Consider the following 18,374-nt stretch of genomic DNA (forward strand, 5'->3'; position numbering starts at 1 on the left):
AAGAAGGAAGGAATGCAGAACCGCACGGGGCAGCTGGCAGCGGTGTGCCGCAGCCGTACCGCGGTGTACCGCGGCCGTGCGCACTCAGGGAAAGATCAGCCGATCAGGTCAGCCGACGAGAGCGCTGCAAAGACTTCGATCGGGACTCATCCCGAACACCTCCTTGCGTAGCGCCGTCATTACGAGGCACCCGATCCGGCCGGAAAAGCCGCAGAGAACCGGTTGCCTCAGCGACCGTAACACGATCCAGAGGGATGTCTCTCATACTTATGACCGGTACTGACCGATTCGTTCTGCGTCAGCCTCTTGACGTCTGGAGGGCCAAAGGCTCGACTTAAGGTTCACAAGTTGGAGAGACGCCGGGGTCTCGGAGCACCAAGCCGCGACCGTCGGCTCGGGGGGCGACGGTCGGCCGTCGCTAATGGGCAGGAGTGGATGAGTCGTGCAGACTCCCGGATCGCAGTCTTCACTGCACCGCGCGAATCTCGAACGGGTCGTGCGGGCGGTGCGGCTCGCGGGTTCGCTGACCCAGGCGGAGATCGCCCGGTCCACCGGACTGTCGGCGGCCACGGTCTCCAACATCGTCCGCGAGCTCAAGGACGGTGGGACCGTCGAGGTCACGGACACCTCGGCGGGCGGCCGGCGGGCGCGCAGCGTCTCGCTCAGCGGGGACGCGGGCATCGTGATCGGCGTGGACTTCGGCCACACCCACCTGCGGGTGGCCGTCGGCAACCTCGCCCACCAGGTCCTGGCCGAGGAGTCCGCCCCGCTGGACGTGGACGCGTCCTGGGCGGACGGCTTCGACCGGGCGGAAGCCCTGGTCGGAGAGCTGATCGCGGGCATCGGGGTGGGCCTGGAGAAGGTCATCGGCGTCGGGCTCGGCGTCCCCGGCCCCATCGACGTGGAGTCCGGGACCCTGGGCTCCACCGCGATCCTGCCGGGCTGGGCCGGGATCAACCCGCGCCAGGAGCTCTCGCAGCGCCTCGGCGTACCCGTGTACGTGGACAACGATGCCAACCTCGGAGCGCTCGGGGAGCTGGTGTGGGGGAGCGGCCGGGGGGTCAAGGACCTCGCGTACATCAAGGTCGCGAGCGGTGTCGGCGCCGGCCTCGTGATCAACGGCCAGATCTACCGGGGGCCCGGCGGCACCGCCGGCGAGATCGGGCACATCACCCTGGACGAGTCCGGCCCGGTCTGCCGCTGCGGCAACCGCGGCTGCCTGGAGACCTTCGCCGCGGCCCGGTACGTACTGCCGCTGCTGCAGAGCACGCACGGGCCCGAGCTCACCATGGAGCGGGTGGTCGAACTGGCCCGGGAGGGCGACCCGGGCTGCCGCCGGGTGATCGCCGACGTGGGCCGCCATGTGGGTAGTGGTGTCGCGAACCTGTGCAACGTCCTCAATCCGAGCCGCGTGGTGCTCGGCGGTTCGCTGGCGGAGGCCGGTGAACTGATCCTGGCCCCCATACGTGAGTCCGTGGGGAGGTACGCGATCCCCAGCGCGGCACGCCAACTCTCCGTGCTCACCGGGTCGTTGGGCGGCCGGGCCGAGGTGCTGGGAGCGCTGGCCCTGGTGCTGAGCGAGATGGGCGATTCGACCCTTCTGGCCGGTTCGCCGACCCTCAAGCTCTTGCCTTCAGTTAGATAACGGATGGCACCGTTGTCATCTCGTTAAGGATTCACTCCTTGACGACAAACTGCGGCCGAGGTTGACTCACGTCCACCTCGGCCGCAACGTTGCGGCCTCGTCAGGGAGGTTCAGGAAATGAACACGCGTATGCGCAGAGCCGCCGTTGCCGTAGCCGCCACCGCCATGGCCGCTTCCCTTGCCGCCTGTGGCAGCGCCAAGGAGGCCGGCGAGAAGCCGAAGGAGTCCGGCTCCGCCGCCGCGGGTGGCGCGATCAAGATCGGTCTGCTCCTGCCGGAGAACCAGACCGCGCGTTACGAGAAGTTCGACAAGCCGCTCTTCGAGAAGAAGGTCGCCGAACTCACCGGCGGCAAGGGCGAGGTCGTCTACGCCAACGCCAAGCAGGACGCGACCACGCAGAACTCCCAGGTCGACACGATGATCACCAACAAGGTGAACGTCCTGGTCGTCGACGCGGTGGACTCCAAGGCCATCGCCGGCTCGGTCAAGAAGGCCAAGGAGGCGGGCATCCCCGTCGTGGCCTACGACCGCCTCGCCGAGGGTCCGATCGACGCGTACACCTCCTTCGACAACGAAGAGGTCGGCAAGGTCCAGGGCAAGGCCCTGCTGGAGGCCCTGGGCGACAAGGCCGGCTCCGGCGAGATCGTCATGATGAACGGCTCGGTCACCGACCCGAACGCCGCCCTCTTCAAGAAGGGTGCGCACTCCGTCCTCGACGGCAAGGTGACCGTCGGCAAGGAGTACGACACCAAGGAGTGGAAGCCGGAGAACGCCAACACCAACATGGCGGGTGCCATCTCCGCGATCGGCAAGGACAAGATCGTCGGCGTCTACTCCGCCAATGACGGCATGGCGGGCGGCATCATCACCGCCCTCAAGGCGGCCGGCCTGAACCCCCTGCCCCCGGTCACCGGCCAGGACGCGGAACTCGCCGGTGTGCAGCGCATCGTCGCGGGCGAGCAGTTCATGAGCGTCTACAAGCCGTACGCCCCCGAGGCCGAGGCCGCCGCGAAGATGGCCGTCGCGCTCGCCAAGGGCGAGAAGCTGGACGGTGTCACCACCTCCAAGGTCGACAGCCCCACCACCAAGGGCGTCCCCTCGGTCCTGGTGCCCGTCGTCTCGCTGACGAAGAACAACATCAAGGACACTGTCATCAAGGACGGTGTCTACACGGCCGACGAGATCTGCACCGACAAGTACGCGGCCGCCTGCGCCACCCTCGGCCTGAAGTAGGCCCTCCGGGCCTGGCCCCAGGCCTCCCGGGCCTGACCCAGGTCCTCCGGGCCTCACCCAGGCCCCGTCGTCCCACCGGCCGGAGGCCCGCCCCCGCGGCCTTCGGTCCACCGGGACCCCCGCGCCTGCCCGGCGCCCCGCCCCCTCCTTCCCCGCCACCCGCGGGGCGCCGGGCAGAAACGATTCCCCCACCCCACCCCGCTCCTGCACTTACTGCACGACATCCCCGCCGGTCAGGCGGCGAAGGAGATGGTTCATGTGTCCGCTGCGCCCGTGCTGGCGTTGCGAGGGGTCTCGAAGCGATTCGGTGCCGTCCAGGCGCTCACCGATGTAGAGCTCGAGATCCATTCCGGCGAGGTGGTCGCCCTGGTCGGCGACAACGGCGCCGGCAAGTCCACGCTCGTCAAGACGATCGCCGGTGTCCACCCCATCGATGACGGAGTCATCGAGTGGGAAGGCAAGCCGGTCTCGATCAGCAAGCCCCACGACGCCCAGAACCTGGGCATCGCGACGGTCTACCAGGACCTCGCGCTGTGCGACAACATCGATGTCGTCGGCAACCTCTTCCTGGGCCGCGAGCTCAAGCGCCGCGGTGTCCTCGACGAGGTGGAGATGGAGCGCCGCGCCCGCGAGCTCCTGACCACCCTGTCCATCCGGATCCCCAGTGTCCGCATCCCCATCGCCTCGCTCTCCGGCGGTCAGCGCCAGACCGTGGCGATCGCCCGTTCGATGCTCGGCGAGCCCAAGCTCGTCATCCTCGACGAGCCCACGGCGGCCCTCGGCGTCGAGCAGACCGCCCAGGTCCTCGACCTGGTGGAGCGGCTGCGCGAGCGCGGCCACGCCGTCATCCTCATCAGCCACAACATGGCCGATGTGAAGGCCGTCGCCGACAAGGTGGCGGTCCTGCGGCTGGGCCGCAACAACGGTGTCTTCACCGTGAAGGACACGTCGCAGGAAGAGATCATCTCCGCCATCACGGGTGCCACGGACAATGCCGTGACCCGTCGTGCGGCCCGTACCGGGGAGGCTCAGAAGTGAGCACCGAACACCACACCTCGGCGGAAGAGGTGGCCCAGCTGGCCAACCCCGCCGCCCCGGCGGACGCCATTCCCGCGGTGGACCCGCGCCTGCTCGTGCGCGAGCAGGGCCTGTCCGGGTACCTGAGCGAGTTCGGCCGCAAGATGAAGGCCGGCGACCTGGGCTCCGTCCCGGTCGTCATCGGCCTGGTCATCATCTGGGCCATCTTCCAGGGGCTGAACGCGAACTTCCTGTCCCCGGAGAACCTCACCAACATCGCGATCACGATGGTCGCCACCGGCATGATGGCCGTGGGCATCATCTTCGTGCTCCTGCTCGGCGAGATCGACCTTTCGGTCGGCTCCGTCAGCGGTGTCTCGGGTGCGATCTTCGCGGTCCTTGCCGTCACCCACGGGGTCAACCAGTGGGTGGCGATCCTGGCCGCGGTCGCCGGCGGCGCCCTGATCGGCGCAATCCACGGCTTCTTCTTCGCCAGGATCGGCGCACCGGCCTTCGCCGTCACCCTGTCGGGCCTGCTCTTCTGGTCCGGCGCCATGCTGCAGATCCTCGGCAGCAACGGCACGATCAACATCGACCCCGACGGTCCGGTGGGCCAGCTCACCACGTACTTCTTCACGGACGTGGCGGCCGGCTACGGCCTCGCCGCGGTCGCGGTGATCGGGTACTTCCTGGCGAGCTTCTTCGACAACCGCCGCCGCGAGGCCGCGGGGGTCCCGTCCCGCCCGATGAGCGAGATCGCCCTGCGCACGGGCCTGCTGGCCCTGTTCACCTTCGGTCCCGCCGCGGTGTTCAACCAGTACAAGGGCCTCCCGCTCGCGGTGGTGCTCTTCGTGCTGGTGCTGGTCGGCACGGACTTCCTCCTGCGCCGTACCTCCTTCGGCCGCAACGTCTTCGCGCTCGGCGGCAGCGTCGAGGCCTCCCGGCGCGCGGGCATCAACGTCGCCGGGATCCGCATCACGGTCTTCGCCCTCGCGGGCACCTTCGCCGCCATCGGCGGGCTCTTCTGGGCCTCCAAGATCGCGGCGGCCAACCAGAGCGCCGGCGCCGGCGACCTGCTGATGAACGTGATCGCGGCGGCCGTGATCGGCGGCACCAGCCTCTTCGGCGGCCGGGGCCGGACCTGGAACGCCCTCCTCGGCGTCATGGTCATCACCTCGATCCAGTACGGTCTGGCTCTCCAGGGCATCGCCACCCCGATCCAGTACATGATCACCGGTGCGGTGCTGCTGGCCACCGTGGTGATCGACTCGGTCACCCGCAAGACCCAGAAGACGGCCGGACGCGCCTGACACCGCGCCCGTGCGGTAAGAACGGTCACAGTGCCCGGTGCCACTTCGTGTGGCACCGGGCACCCGTGCGTGCATATGTGCGTATGACTGTGCGGATATACGCCCGTTTGGGATGTGTGACCTCGCGGTGGCGTGTACATGTATGACAAAGGTGTGACCCGCCAGGGGCCGCCCGATGACCACCGCCGCGAGCGGAACATTAGACTCGACAGACCAGCAAGCAACTGCAAGGAGGCACGGGTGCTGCTGACCCGCATCAAGGGACCGCGCGATCTGGACCGGCTCAGCCAGGAGGAGCTCGACCAGCTCGCCGCCGAGATCAGGTCCTTCCTCGTCGACGCCGTCTCCAAGACCGGCGGGCACCTCGGCCCCAACCTCGGGGTGGTCGAACTGACGATCGCCCTGCACCGGGTCTTCGACTCGCCCAAGGACAAGGTCCTCTTCGACACCGGCCACCAGGCCTACGTCCACAAGCTGCTCACGGGCCGCCAGGACTTCGGCGGCCTGCGCACCAAGGGCGGCCTGTCCGGCTACCCCTCGCGCGCCGAGTCCGACCACGACGTCATCGAGAACTCGCACGCCTCCACCGTGCTGGGCTGGGCCGACGGCCTGGCCAAGGCCAACGAGGTGCTCGGCCGCGAGGACCACCACGTCGCCGCCGTCATCGGTGACGGCGCACTGACCGGCGGAATGGCCTGGGAGGCGCTGAACAACATCGCCGCCGCCAAGGACCGCCCGCTGGTCATCGTCGTCAACGACAACGAGCGCTCGTACGGCCCCACCATCGGCGGCCTCGCGAACCACCTCGCCACCCTGCGCACCACGGACGGCTACGAGCGCTTCCTGGCCCGCGGCAAGGAGCTCCTGGAGCGCACCCCGGTCGTCGGGAAGCCGCTCTTCGAGACCCTGCACGGCGCCAAGAAGGGCCTCAAGGACTTCATCGCCCCGCAGGGCATGTTCGAGGACCTGGGCCTGAAGTACATCGGCCCCATCGACGGCCACGACATCGAGGCCCTGGAGTCCGCCCTGACGCGCGCCAAGCGCTTCAGCGGGCCGGTCATCGTGCACTGCCTCACCCAGAAGGGCCGCGGCTACACCCCCGCCCTGGAGCACGAGGCGGACCGCTTCCACGCGGTCGGCGTCATCCACCCGGACACCGGCCTGCCCGTCAAGACCGCCGCCGCGAGCTGGACCTCGGTCTTCGCCGACGAGATGGTCAAGCTGGGCCACGAGCGCCCGGACATCGTCGGCATCACCGCCGCCATGCTCCACCCGGTCGGCCTCAACAAGTTCGCCGAGGCCTTCCCGGACCGGATCTACGACGTGGGCATCGCCGAGCAGCACGGCGCCACCTCGGCGGCGGGCCTCGCCACCGGCGGGGTCCACCCGGTCTTCGCGGTGTACGCGACCTTCCTCAACCGCGCCTTCGACCAGGTCCTGATGGACGTCGCCCTGCACAAGTGCGGGGTCACCTTCGTCCTGGACCGCGCCGGCGTCACCGGCGACGACGGCGCCTCCCACAACGGCATGTGGGACATGTCGATCCTCCAGGTCGTCCCCGGCCTGCGCCTGGCCGCCCCGCGCGACGCCGAGCAGCTGCGCGCCCAGCTCCGCGAGGCCGTCGAGGTCAAGGACGCCCCGACCGTCGTGCGCTACTCCAAGGGCGTCGTCGGCCCGGCCGTTCCGGCCGCCGGCCGGATCGGCGGCATGGACGTACTGCGCACCCCGGCCCCCGAGGTCACCCGTCCGGACGTACTGCTCGTCTCGGTCGGCGCACTCGCCCCGATGTGCCTGGAGATCGCCGACCTGCTCGACAAGCAGGGCATCTCCACGACCGTGGTCGACCCCCGCTGGGTCAAGCCCGTGGACGAGGCCATGGCCCCGCTCGCGGACCGGCACCGCGTGGTCGTCACCGTCGAGGACAACGGCCGCACCGGCGGCGTGGGCTCCGCCGTCGCGCAGGCGCTGCGCGACGCGGGCGTCGACGTACCGCTGCGCGACTTCGGCATCCCGCAGCGCTTCCTCGACCACGCGCTGCGCAAGGAGATCATGGCCGAGATCGGCCTGACCGCTCCGGACATCGCCCGCCAGGTGACCGGCCTGGTCGCCAAGCTGGACGGGCGTTACGACAGCGAGCCGGCTGCCGCGGTCGACTAGTCGACCGACCGGTCGGCCAAAACGCGCGGTTGCACGTCACGGGCCGGGAGATCACCCTTGAAGGGTGGGCCTCCCGGCCCGTTCGTGTGCGTCGTCACCTGTCGGAGGTGCGTCGGTGAGCAAGGACCTGAACAGCGTCTTCCGCACCAAGACGGTCGAGCAGTCCATCCGCGACACGGAGGAGCCGGAACACGCGCTCCGCAAGTCGCTCTCCGCCTGGGACCTGACGGTCTTCGGTGTCGGTGTCATCATCGGCACCGGCATCTTCGTCCTCACGGGCATCGCGGCCCGGAACAACGCCGGACCCGCCACCTCCCTGGCCTTCGTCGCGGCGGGCATCGTCTGCGCCCTCGCGGCCCTCTGCTACGCCGAGTTCGCGTCCACCGTGCCGGTGGCCGGATCGGCGTACACGTTCTCGTACGCCTCGATCGGTGAGCTGCCCGCCTGGATCATCGGCTGGGACCTGGTGCTGGAGTTCGCGCTCGGCACCGCCGTCGTGGCGGTCGGCTGGTCGGGGTACGTGCGCCACCTCATGCACACCAACCTCGGCTGGGACCTGCCCAAGGCATTGGCCGGGCCCGACGCGGGAGGAACCTTCGACCTGCTGGCCTTCCTGCTGATCCTGGTGCTGACCGCGATCCTCGTCGTGGGGACGAAGCTCTCGGCGCGGATCACCGCGATCGTGGTCGCCATCAAGGTCTTCGTGGTGCTGCTGGTCATCGTCGCGGGCCTGTTCTTCATCAAGGCCGACAACTACTCGCCGTTCATCCCTCCGGCCCAGCCGCAGGAGGCGGGCAACGGCCTGCACGCGCCACTGGTCCAGCTGATGTTCGGGTACGCGCCCACCAACTTCGGCGTCATGGGCATCTTCACCGCGGCCTCCCTCATCTTCTTCGCGTTCATCGGCTTCGACGTCGTGGCCACCGCCGCCGAGGAGACCAAGAACCCGCAGCGGGACATGCCGCGCGGCATCCTCGGCTCGCTGCTGATCTGCACCGTGCTCTACGTCGCCGTGACGCTGGTGGTCACCGGCATGCAGAAGTACTCGGAGATGTCACCCACGGCGCCGCTGGCCGAAGCCTTCAAGTCGGTGAACCAGCCCTTCTTCTCCGGTGCCATCAGTCTCGGGGCGGCGGTCGGGCTGATCACCGTGTGCATGATCCTGCTGCTGGGCCAGACGCGCGTGTTCTTCGCGATGAGCCGTGACGGACTGCTGCCGCGCGTCTTCTCCGTCACCCACCCCAAGTACCGAACCCCCTACCGGGCGACCGTCCTGCTCGGCGGGATCATCGCCATCGTCGCGGGCTTCACCAGCCTGGAGAAGCTCGCGGAACTGGTGAACATCGGCACCCTGTTCGCCTTCGTGCTCGTCGCCCTCGGCGTGATCATCCTGCGCAAGACCCGCCCCGACCTGCACCGGGCGTTCCGCACCCCCTGGGTGCCGGTGATCCCGATCGTGTCGATCGCGGCCTCGCTCTGGCTGATGCTCAACCTGCCGGCCGAGACCTGGATCCGTTTCGCCGTCTGGATGGCGATCGGCATCGTCGTCTACTTCGCCTACGGACGCTCGCACAGCCGCCTCGGCAAGGCGGGCCAGGACGCGGAGTACTAGTTCCGCTCCGGCGGCCCCGATGGGCTGAGCCACGAAGAAGCGGGCCGTACGGGAGGTTCCCGTACGGCCCGCTTGCCCGTGAAGCGCGGTGTCAGCCCTTGGCGGGGGAGTTCTTGGCCTCGGCCGGGATCTTCTGGTCGGCGCGCAGGGCCTCCCACAACAGGCCCGCCTGCGGTTCCGCCACGACCACGCGGTTCGGGTCCACCTTGTCGTAGGCGACCGGGAGCATGATCGTCTCCATGGTGTCCGGGTCGACGCCCTTCATGCTCTGGGCGAAGTCGGCCAGGGAGGTGAGGGAGGCCAGGTCGGAGTCGGTGGTCAGCGACTTGGTGCCGGCATCGGCCAGCTTGTAGAGCCGGGCCGGGTTGCCGAGCGCGTCCTGCTTCTTGATCTCCGAGAGCATCGCCATCATGAACTGCTGCTGGAGGCCTATGCGTCCGAGGTCGCTGCCGTCCCCGTAGCCGTAGCGGGTACGGACGAACTTGAGCGAGTCGGCGCCGTTCAGCCGGTGCGTGCCCGCGTCGAGCTTGAGCCCGCCCTTGGCCCCGCTCATCGGCTTGTCCAGGGTGACGGTGACCCCGCCGAGGGCGTCCACCAGGCCCTTGAACCCGGCGAAGTCGACCTCGACGAAGTGGTCCACGCGGATCCCGGACATCTGCTCCACGGTCTTGACCACGCAGGCCGGACCGGCGAGCGAGTAGACCGAGTTGAACATGACCCGGTTCGCCGCCTTGACGGTCTTGCCGTCGGCGTCCTTGCATTCGGGCCGGCTGATCAGGGTGTCGCGCGGGATGCTCACCGCGGTGGCCTTGGACCGGCCCTCGGGTATGTGCACCAGCATGGCGGTGTCCGAGCGGGCGCCGCTCACGTCGCCGTGGTCGAGGTCCCCGTTGGCCCCGGCGCGCGAGTCGGAGCCGAGGACGAGGACGTTCTGTGCGCCCGCGACGACCTTCTTCGGGCGGTTGTCACCGATGGCCTGGTCGAGGTCGACACTGTCGATGTTGCCGTTGAGGTGGCTGTACGCCCACCAGCCGCCGCCGGCGGCAGCGAGGATGAGCAGGGCCACCGTCAGCAGCACGATCCGCAGGGCGCGCCTGCCGCCGCGCCGCCGCCTGCGCCGGGAGGAAGGAGAGCTGGCAGAGGGCAGGTCGGTCATGGAGGCAGGGCCCTTCTATTATCGATGGGGTGCATCATAAGACACACTTTCGAGTGGCTGGTTCTTTCCGGTGAAGAGCGCGGCCGCTTGAGCAGGACATTCTCGGCAGAAGGGTGAAGAGCGGCGTGGTCCGAGGCAAAAGCGGAATCCGGGGCGCCAGTTCCGTCCGCGCGGCGCAGGACGCACCCCCGGGCGGACCGGCTCCCCGCCGGTCCTCGCCACCGGCCGGAAACTGGCTGTTCAAAGGGGGCGACGGCCGTCTGACGGCCTACGCATGCACCCCGCACGGCCTGGTGCGCTGGACCGAGGCCGCGGCGCCCCACACCGGCTGGACCGGCCCGGATGCCTTCGAGGTCGAGGGCTGGACGGGCGCCGCCGCGATGGCGCAGAGCCGCGAGGGGTACGTGCACTTCGTCGGCCTGCGGGCCGCGCAAGACGGCTCGGGGCGGCCGGAAATCATCGTCGCCACCCAGTTCCAGCCGGGCCGCCCCCTGACCGACTGGCACAGCCTCGGCGCCCCCGGGCTGCGCGGCGGCCCCACCGGCGACCGGCTCGCCGGCCCGCCGCGCATCGCCGTCAACCAGCGCTCCGGCTCCACGCACGTCCTCGTCTCGATGCGCCACGGCGGCGTCCTGCGCCGCAGCCGCAACGCCGAGGGCGCGTGGGGCGGTTGGAAGCAGGTGGCCCCGGAGCCGTACGGGGGTGACGTGGCCCCGCTCATGTCGGCGGGCGGGCCGCTCGAACTGCTCGCCCTCGGCCCGGCCGGAGCCGACCGCTGGGTCGGTGTGGGCCAGGGCCGCTTCCAGCTCGCCGACCGCATCCCCACGCCGGTCGTCCCCGGCACCCCGGTGCTGTGCGAGACGGGCCCGCGCAGGGTGACGTACTTCTGGCGCTACCCGGGAGACGGTTCGCTGGTCGCCTGGCGGGCCGGACACCAGGGCGCGCCCGGCGGCCTGATGGGCCTCGGCGGCGCCGGCGGGAAGGGCGCGCCGGGCGTGGTCCGGTCCGTCATCGGCGGCTACGACTGCACGGTGCTCGCGCAGACCGGTGCGGAGGGCGACATCGAACTCACCGCCTACGTCACCGAGAACGAGGGCTACGGCACCTGGTGGGCCTCCCTCGGCGGCCATGGGGCGTACGCCCCCCAGGTGGCGGTGGACGCGGCGGGCCGCATCGTCGTGGCCGCCTTCGACGCGGACGGCGCACTGATCTGCACCCGCCAGGACACCACCCAGCAGGGGCTGGTCTTCGGCCCCTGGGAGGCCGCCTGAGGCCGGGCGCCCCCAGCGCCGGCCTCAGGCCTGCCGCGGCAGCGGAGTCCGCCGGGACACCTCGATGCTGAGACCGCCGGACTCCGTGTAGTACGGGGTGGCCGCCAGCTCCATGCCCTGCGCATCCGGCGCCGCCCCGATCGGCACCGGCATCCGGGCGGTCGTGTCCAGATCGGCGGAGCGCTTCGGCCCGAGCCGCACCTCCTGGGTCACGCCCTCGAATCCGACCGCGAGGTGGAGGTCCCAGGTGCCCGGCGGGAGCGGCCAGCCGCTCGACGTCTGGCCCAGGTTGACCCGGCAGGAGAACCGGCCCATCGCCCTCGGCCTGCCCTTGGCGTTGGTCAGCGCGTCGTCCCTGCGAGCCGTGACGGAGCAGCTCTCCTGCGCGCCGCTCGTCCGCTCGCGCAGCACGACCCGGGTGGCGCGGTCCTTCGTCGACAGCTGCTCGAAGAACGCGAAGCCCTCCAGCAGCAGCATCGGCCCGTCCCAGTGCGCCTTCTCCAACTGGTGGGTGACCGTCATGTCATCGGTGATGTCGAACAGCTCGTCGGGCAGGGCGACCTGCGGGTCGCGGAAGAACGGCAGCGTCGTGAACACCCGCCCCTCCTCCACCGTCTTGCGCACCGCCGGCCGGTCCTTGTCCGCCTCGAAGGCGGCCATCCGCTGCGCCTCGGCGAACCGGCCCTGCGCCAGCAGGGCGAAACGTACGGCCACCATGCGCGGCAGCAGCGCCAGCGCGCCCGGGGAGGCCTGGGTGCGCAGCACCTCGGCCGCGGCCCACAGCGCCTGGTCCCGCTCCGCCGCGTCGGTGGCGGACAGCAGCGCGGCCGCGGTCGCCTTCCCGAGCTCCACCTCCAGGTGCCGCGACTGGAGCCTGTCCCGGCGCGGCCCCTCGGGCAGCTGCGAGGCGACCAGCGCCAGCATCCGCGAAGCCAGGGCGACCCGGTCCGGCAGCGTCGCCCGCGTCGCCGGCGAGGGGCCCTTGACCACACAGGGTGCGTCGCCGACGACCGAGACGTTGTCCGCCCCGATGAGGGCGCGGGCCGTGAACGCCTGGTCGTCGCCGATCAGCATGTCGGTGGGGAAGGCCAGCCCGCGGCGCTGCAGCAGGCTGGTGCGGAACAGCTTGTCCGGGGTCAGCGACCAGTACGCGCGCGTGGCGTACAGATCGGTGTAGGCCTGGTTCTTGCGGAACATCGAGGTCTCGACCGTGTGCCGGCCGGAGCTCTCCAGCTTGCCCAGTACGACGTCGGCCTCGTACGCGTCGGCCGCCGCGACCATCCGCTCCAGGGCGTCGGGCGCCAGCCGGTCGGTGGCGTCCAGGAAGATGACGTAGCGTCCGCGCACCTGGCTCAGCGCCCAGTTGCGGGCCCCGGCCGCGCTCAGCCCCGGCGAGACCTGCCCCGCGCGTACGAATGCGGGGTATTGGTGGGCCGCCCGCGCCAGGACGGACCCGCTCTCGTCCGTCGATCCGTCGTCGACGCCGATGACCTCCAGCCGGTCCGTGCCGAGGGACTGTACGAGGACGGAGGCCAGGCAGGCGTCGAGCGCGGCGGCCTGGTTGCGGACCCGGACGGCGACCGTCACGTCCTTGACGTCGGTGGCTCCGACGACGGCGGTGTTCATGATGGGGGGATCCTCGTCAGTTCTGCGGAGCGGCGCGGCGGGGCCACGGCATCTCCCCGGTGAGTTCGGGCCATTGCCAAGGGCGCGGGGTGCTGTCCGCCGGATGGAGCGGGAAGGCGCCCGGGATGTGCTCCAAGGAGCCCACGAAGACGTTCACGTGCGAGGTCAGCTGCCCGGCCGCGGCGGTGCCCACCGTGTACTCGAACCGGTCGTAGCCGGTGAAACCGGGGGCGGGCGCGTACGTGACCCAGCCGTCCGGCGAGAGCTGCGCCCTGCCTCCCCGCGGCTGTGTCACGGAGACGGCGGTGCTGCCCGCCGGGGCCGCAGAGAGCACGTTGACCGTGCCCGGCGCTCCCGCCTCGGTCACGAGCCGCAGCCCGCGGGCGGTGGCCGGCCGCAGGGGCAGGGGCTCGGTGGCGAGTTTGCCCGTACGCACGAGCTTGCGGCCCGAGGCGTCCGGGATGCCCACGATCATCCGCGGCCGGATGCTGCGCGCCGTGGCCGAGTCGTCGACGCGCAGGTGCAGCACCCCCGTGGTCTGCTCCCCGGCGTCCGCGCGGGCCCGGAACCAGCGCTGGCGGGGGAAGTACTCCAGCCCCTGTACGCCGACGATCTCGCCGACGGCGGTCAGCGGTTCCTCCGGCAGGTACGCGCAGCCGCGCGAGGCGCCCTGGTCGGGTGCCACGGACAGGCCGAACTGGACGGTCCCGCCCGGGGACACGCCCCGTCGCGGGTCGGCCGAGGTGTACAGGGCCGCGTACACGGTGCCCAGTGACGGGGTGTCGCCGACGGCCTGTCCGCGGAGGAGGAGGTTCACGCGCTGGACTCCTTGCGTGCCGCGGGCTCGGACACCCGGGACTTCGTACGGTGCGAGAACGTCTCCTCGTCCAGCCAGCCCATCTCGTCGTACGAGAACCGGCGGCGGTCGAGGTCGCGGACCCACGGGTAGGGGACGACGCCCTGCTCGGCGAGGCTGCGGGCGACGAACCGGGCGCACTCGATCGCGCCCTCCGCGCGCAGGTGCACGTTGTCCGCGTCCTGGACCTTCTCCAGCAGCGGCTCACCGGGCCGAAGATGGGTGAAGACGAGCTTGGACGACTCCGGCCCGAGCTCCTCCCACCACTGCAGGCTCTGGCCGTACAGGTCGACGACGGGCACGTGCTCGTCCTCGGCCAGCTGCCGGGCCGCGAGCGGGTAGTCGCCCAGGAAGCGGGCGACGTTGCCGTGCGCGTCCATGCGGCGCCGCTCGTACGGCAGCACGATCACCGGGTGGGCACGGCGCTCGCGCGCGCCGTGGACGTACGCGGCCATGTGCTCCTGGAACGTGGAGAACGGCTTGGTGTGCAGGCCGGGGTCGGTCTTCCAGTCGATCTGGCCGAAGCCGAACAGCAGGAGGTCGTCCGGCTCCAGGTGGTCGAGGATCCACTGGAGCCGCCCCCGCTCGCGGAAGCTCTTCGAGCTCGCGCGGGCGCGGGCACAGTTGACGACCTCGACCGCATCGGTGAGGAAGAGGGGCAGGGCCTGGGCCCAGCCCGCCATCGGCAGGTAGCTGTACGGCCGGGTGACCGCCACGGAGTCGCCGGCCACGAAGATCCTTCGCGGCGCCGGCGACTGCTGCGCTCCGGGTGCGTACGTCACGCCTAGACCCCCTGGTCCTCCGTGGTCTGGATGAGCACGGACGCCAGCGCCGCCTCGAAGCCGGAGCGCTGCGCCGGTGTCGTGGTCGGGTCCTGCTTGCGTACGTCGATGACGTGGCCGGTCATCTCGGAGACCAGTACGTCCAGGGAGGTCAGGGCGACCGACTCGGACGTGAGCAGCGATCCCGAGGGCTCCTGGCCGAACGCCTTGGTGCGCATCGGGGTCGCCGTGCGCTCCGGGTTCACGCAGTTGACGCGGATGCCGTCCTCGGCCCACTCGTCGGCCAGCGCCTGGGTCAGGTTGACCATGGCGGCCTTGGTCGAGGAGTACAGGCTGTACTCGGCGCGGCCGCGGGTGTAGCTGCTGGAGGTGAAGAGGAGCAGCTGGCCCTGGGTCTCGCTGAGGTACTTGTACGAGGTGCGGGCGATGTTGACGGGGGCCAGGTAGTTGACGTCGAGCGCTTCGCGGATCGTCTCGTTGTCGGTCTCGTCGAGGCGGCCGACGCGCAGCACGCCCGCGGTGTTGACGACGTAGTCGATGCGGCCGGTCTCGGCGTAGGCGCCCGCCAGGGCCGCCTCGACGTGGTCGAGGTTCTCCACGTGCGTGCCGGTGGTGGAGCGGCCCAGGGCGAAGACGCGGGCGCCGAAGCCCTCGGCGATGCGGGAGATGTCGGCGCCGATGCCGTACGAGCCGCCGAAGACCACCATCGTCTTGCCGGCCAGCTGCTCGCGGTACGCGGCCTCGCCGGCCTGGGCGGGCGCGGCGTGGGAGGCGAGCTGGAACAGCTTGTCGGCGATGAAGACGTCGACGGGCTGGGTGACCTTCATGTTGTAGTCGTCGCCGGTGACGATGTGGACCGGGACGTGGGGCAGGTACTTGACGACGACGGAGCAGTCGTCGGTGGTCTGGAAGAAGGGGTCCGCCGCCGCCCGCTCGTACGCGGCGCGGATCGTGGAGAGCCGGAAGCCCTGCGGGGTCTGGCCGCGGCGCAGCCGGGAGCGGTCGGGGACCTCGGTGATGAACTCGCCGTCGTTGCCGTGGGTACGGGTGACGATGACGGTGTCGGAGGACGGGATGGCGACGTCGACGGCCTGGTAGCGCTCCAGGGACTCGACGCATTCGCGCACCACGCGCTGCGAGAGCAGCGGGCGGACCGCGTCGTGGAACAGGAGGTTGCAGTCCTCGCCCTCGCCGAGCCCGGCGGCCGCGGCGTCGATGGCGATCCGGGTGGTCTCGCTGCGGGTCGAGCCGCCCGCCAGGACCTGGGTGACCTTGCCCAGCTTGGCCCGCTCCACGATGCGGCGGGCGTCCTCCACGTACGCGGGCGTCATGAGGAGGATCACCTCGTCGACGTCCGGCGCGTTCTCGAAGACGTGGAGCGTGTGCTCCAGGATCGGCTTTCCGGCGATCTTGAGCAGCTGCTTCGGTATCTCGAGCCCGATGCGCTGGCCGGTGCCACCCGCGAGGACGACGGCGACGGTGCGGTGGGGGACAGGTCTGGAGGACAAGGCTCCTTCTTCCTGAGTGAGGGGTGCGGCACGGCGGTGGTGCGGGGTGGCGGTCGGTGGACGGGCGGTGCGACTCGGATGCCCGGGGAAGGTCCGCCTACACGGGGTAGGGGACCTGCTCCGGGTATTCGATGGGGAAGTCGCGCAGCCCCCGCCGGTAGAGGTTGTTGGCGGCCGCGTTGAAGCGGACGATCGAGGGCGGGTACTCCTCGCCCAGGAGGTATTCCTTCAGCTGTTCGCGGTAGGGCGCCATGACGTCCTCGCGCGGGTTCAGCGTCGCCTCGATGGCCTCGGCCAGGCCGTTGCAGTCGCCGTCGAGCAGGTAGGAGGCGTACGCCGTCCGCTGCTCGTTGCGGAACTGGTCGTCGGGCAGGCCGTCGAGGTTGAAGATGGCGTACGGCTTCAGGGTCGCGACGAAGTCGGAGACCACGCTGGACATGTCGCCGATGAGCAGGTCGGACTGGTTGAAGCAGTCGTACAGGGCCGGGATCCGCTCGGTCACCACGTGGTGCGCGGCGTCGGGGACGGCGTTCCAGTACAGGGCCCCCGCCTGGTTGCGGCTGCGCCGGATGCGCGCGGTCCGCTCCTCCTCGGTGAGGTCCGGGTACTTGGAGCGGACGCCGCGCTCGGAGAGGTCGGCGATGCGCTGGTCGATCCGGGCGAGCTTCTTGGCGGCGGCCTTGGAGTCGGTGAGGTTGCGGCCGAAGCGCCGGGCGTTGTCCTCTTCGAGGAGGGCGATCACGCGGCGGTGCGCGGCGGCGGCCTCGGCGGAGCGCGAACCGGTCAGCGGGTGCGGCTTGTAGATGATGCGGATGTCGCGCTCGTAGTCGAGCAGCGCCTTGATCAGCTTCTCGCCGGCCGGGATGACCGAGGTGTAGCAGGCGTCGTCGGTCCAGCCCTCCCAGGTGGGGGCGTAGATGACGGTCGGGACGGGGGCGGCGACCTTGCCGGTCCAGCGGTGCAGGGGCATCAGCTGGGGGCGGCCGACCTCGACGATCTGGTGGTGCGAGACGGCGTGCTTGATGCGCTCGTAGCGGTCGCGGCCGGCCCGGCCGGCCACCCAGATCTCGTCGAAGACCTTGCTGACCCGGTTGCTGCTCGCGAGCTTGTCGCTGTCGCCGTGGCCGATGAAGACGTGCTTGACCTCGGCGCGCTGGAGCATGTGGACGTTCTTGCCCGCGTTGCCGGGGTAGAGGGCGACCCGGAGTTCGTTCATCTCGATACGGGCTAGATTGTCCGCTTTCGGGATGCAGATGACGGGGACCGAGGTCGCGTCCAGGTAGCGCAGGGTGGCCCGCTCGCGCAGCACGATGATGGGCCGCAGCTCCAGTGCCTCCAGCGACTCCAGCCACATGTTCACCTGGTACATGAAGTCTTTGGAGACGGCCGCGAAGGTGAAGTAGAGCGCCACCTGGGGTCGGTATTCGGCCAGCTGGTGGTTGAGCTCCTCGATGGCCTCGTCGGTGGTGGGGAGCTTGAGCGCGTTGCGCGCGTCGGGCACCAGCACCAGCAGCGAGAAGTAGGCGAGGAAGACGGTGATGATCATGCCGTACGTGACGAAGCGCCAGTCGTCCGTGGAGATGGTGGCGAGGGCGCCGGCCACCAGCGGGATGTCCAGGTGCAGTGTCTTGCGGACGTGCTTGTTCATCAGGAACGGGTGCGGCATGCGGCGGATGCCGAGCGCCTCCAGGTCCAGTCCGCGCGTGGTGAACGGCAGTTCGTTGCGCATCTTGCGGACGTGCTTGAGGAGCGCGCCGTAGGCGAGCTGCAGGATGAACAGCAGGAGCAGGCCGATGGTGGTCATCTGCGCCACGAACGACTCGATGTCGGCGATGGCCCCGCACAGGCCGAGCAGCAGGAACTGCCGGATGAGGAAGCGCATCGTCAGGCCGAAGCGCGAGTCGCGCAGCTTCTCCAGCGTCGGCGACTCGGTGTTGTGGAGCATCAGGTCGGCCACGTAGCTGAGCGCGGCGCAGCCGGCGAACAGGGGGAGGGAGACGAACGCGACGGCGACCAGCATCCCGACGAAGCTGAGGATGAGCCCAGTGGTGATCAGAACGCCGAGCACGGCGCGCAGCCGCTTGGAGCCCATGGTGCGGTTCCTCCCCCATGGAGGTATAAGGATCCTGTGAAGTGTCGCAGTAGTATAAGCAGCAATATGGACGGCCCTAGAACGCAGGGTTAACCGAAGGTCAATGCCA

At 70.1% G+C, this 18,374-nt stretch carries 13 protein-coding genes; 7 read left to right on the top strand and 6 right to left on the bottom strand.

Annotated features, from left to right (window positions below):
- The first annotated feature begins 442 nt into the window (after nt 1-442).
- From IF02_RS0107145 to IF02_RS0107170, 6 genes are all read left to right on the top strand, one after another.
- Entirely contained in the window at nt 443-1,645 is a 1,203-nt protein-coding gene (locus IF02_RS0107145) for an ROK family transcriptional regulator (protein ID WP_030154513.1), read from the top strand.
- 117 nt (nt 1,646-1,762) lie between these two features.
- Nucleotides 1,763-2,878, top strand: a complete 1,116-nt coding sequence (locus IF02_RS0107150) for a substrate-binding domain-containing protein (RefSeq protein ID WP_030154515.1) — start codon at nt 1,763-1,765, stop codon at nt 2,876-2,878.
- A gap of 249 nt (nt 2,879-3,127) precedes the next feature.
- Complete coding sequence (locus tag IF02_RS0107155) at nt 3,128-3,916, top strand: ATP-binding cassette domain-containing protein (protein WP_030154517.1); 789 nt, start codon at nt 3,128-3,130, stop codon at nt 3,914-3,916.
- Between the two features lie 29 nt (nt 3,917-3,945).
- Nucleotides 3,946-5,205 (top strand): sugar ABC transporter permease, encoded by a 1,260-nt coding sequence (locus tag IF02_RS0107160; protein ID WP_030154519.1) that lies wholly within the window; start codon nt 3,946-3,948, stop codon nt 5,203-5,205.
- Nucleotides 5,206-5,445: 240 nt separating this feature from the next.
- Nucleotides 5,446-7,362: a 1-deoxy-D-xylulose-5-phosphate synthase gene (gene dxs, locus IF02_RS0107165; RefSeq protein WP_030154521.1), complete on the top strand. Its 1,917-nt coding sequence runs from the start codon at nt 5,446-5,448 to the stop codon at nt 7,360-7,362.
- A 115-nt stretch (nt 7,363-7,477) separates the two neighbouring features.
- Complete coding sequence (locus IF02_RS0107170; protein ID WP_030154522.1) at nt 7,478-8,974, top strand: amino acid permease; 1,497 nt, start codon at nt 7,478-7,480, stop codon at nt 8,972-8,974.
- 91 nt (nt 8,975-9,065) lie between these two features.
- Here the strand turns inward: IF02_RS0107170 and IF02_RS0107175 are convergent, their stop codons facing one another.
- Entirely contained in the window at nt 9,066-10,130 is a 1,065-nt protein-coding gene (locus IF02_RS0107175) for an LCP family protein (protein WP_030154524.1), read from the bottom strand.
- 293 nt (nt 10,131-10,423) lie between these two features.
- Here IF02_RS0107175 and IF02_RS0107180 point away from each other — a divergent pair, with 293 nt between their 5' ends.
- On the top strand, nt 10,424-11,401 hold the full coding sequence (locus IF02_RS0107180; RefSeq protein ID WP_030154526.1) for a hypothetical protein: 978 nt from the start codon (nt 10,424-10,426) through the stop codon (nt 11,399-11,401).
- A 24-nt stretch (nt 11,402-11,425) separates the two neighbouring features.
- On the opposite strand, the gene IF02_RS33030 is transcribed toward IF02_RS0107180, so the two are convergent.
- The 5 genes from IF02_RS33030 to IF02_RS0107210 all read right to left on the bottom strand — a co-directional run bounded on the left by IF02_RS33030 (nt 11,426) and on the right by IF02_RS0107210 (nt 18,265).
- A complete protein-coding gene (locus IF02_RS33030) occupies nt 11,426-13,027 on the bottom strand; it encodes a glycosyltransferase family 2 protein (RefSeq protein WP_051695920.1) in 1,602 nt (533 codons plus the stop codon).
- Nucleotides 13,028-13,043: 16 nt separating this feature from the next.
- Complete coding sequence (locus tag IF02_RS0107195) at nt 13,044-13,844, bottom strand: Ig-like domain-containing protein (protein WP_030154530.1); 801 nt, start codon at nt 13,842-13,844, stop codon at nt 13,044-13,046.
- Nucleotides 13,841-14,665, bottom strand: a complete 825-nt coding sequence (locus IF02_RS0107200; protein WP_030154531.1) for a rhamnogalacturonan acetylesterase — start codon at nt 14,663-14,665, stop codon at nt 13,841-13,843. Before IF02_RS0107200 ends, IF02_RS0107195 begins: the two co-directional genes overlap by 4 nt.
- Nucleotides 14,666-14,667: 2 nt before the next feature.
- Nucleotides 14,668-16,173 (bottom strand): bifunctional cytidylyltransferase/SDR family oxidoreductase, encoded by a 1,506-nt coding sequence (locus IF02_RS0107205; protein WP_030154533.1) that lies wholly within the window; start codon nt 16,171-16,173, stop codon nt 14,668-14,670.
- Between the two features lie 97 nt (nt 16,174-16,270).
- The gene (locus IF02_RS0107210) at nt 16,271-18,265 is read right to left on the bottom strand and encodes an integral membrane protein (protein WP_030154535.1); all 1,995 of its coding nucleotides are present in this window, start codon (nt 18,263-18,265) and stop codon (nt 16,271-16,273) included.
- Between the last annotated feature and the right edge of the window lie 109 nt (nt 18,266-18,374).

Origin of the sequence: Streptomyces sp. NRRL S-244 (assembly GCF_000717915.1) — a bacterium.
Taxonomy (GTDB): Bacteria; Actinomycetota; Actinomycetes; order Streptomycetales; family Streptomycetaceae; genus Streptomyces.

What these genes read in the sequence shown, in the direction of transcription:
- IF02_RS0107150 (WP_030154515.1), top strand. Translation starts at nt 1,763, where the DNA reads ATGAACACGCGTATGCGCAGAGCCGCCGTTGCCGTAGCCGCCACCGCC.
- IF02_RS0107155 (WP_030154517.1), top strand. Translation starts at nt 3,128, where the DNA reads ATGGTTCATGTGTCCGCTGCGCCCGTGCTGGCGTTGCGAGGGGTCTCG.
- IF02_RS0107175 (WP_030154524.1), bottom strand. Translation starts at nt 10,130, where the DNA reads ATGACCGACCTGCCCTCTGCCAGCTCTCCTTCCTCCCGGCGCAGGCGG.
- IF02_RS33030 (WP_051695920.1), bottom strand. Translation starts at nt 13,027, where the DNA reads ATGAACACCGCCGTCGTCGGAGCCACCGACGTCAAGGACGTGACGGTC.
- IF02_RS0107210 (WP_030154535.1), bottom strand. Translation starts at nt 18,265, where the DNA reads ATGGGCTCCAAGCGGCTGCGCGCCGTGCTCGGCGTTCTGATCACCACT.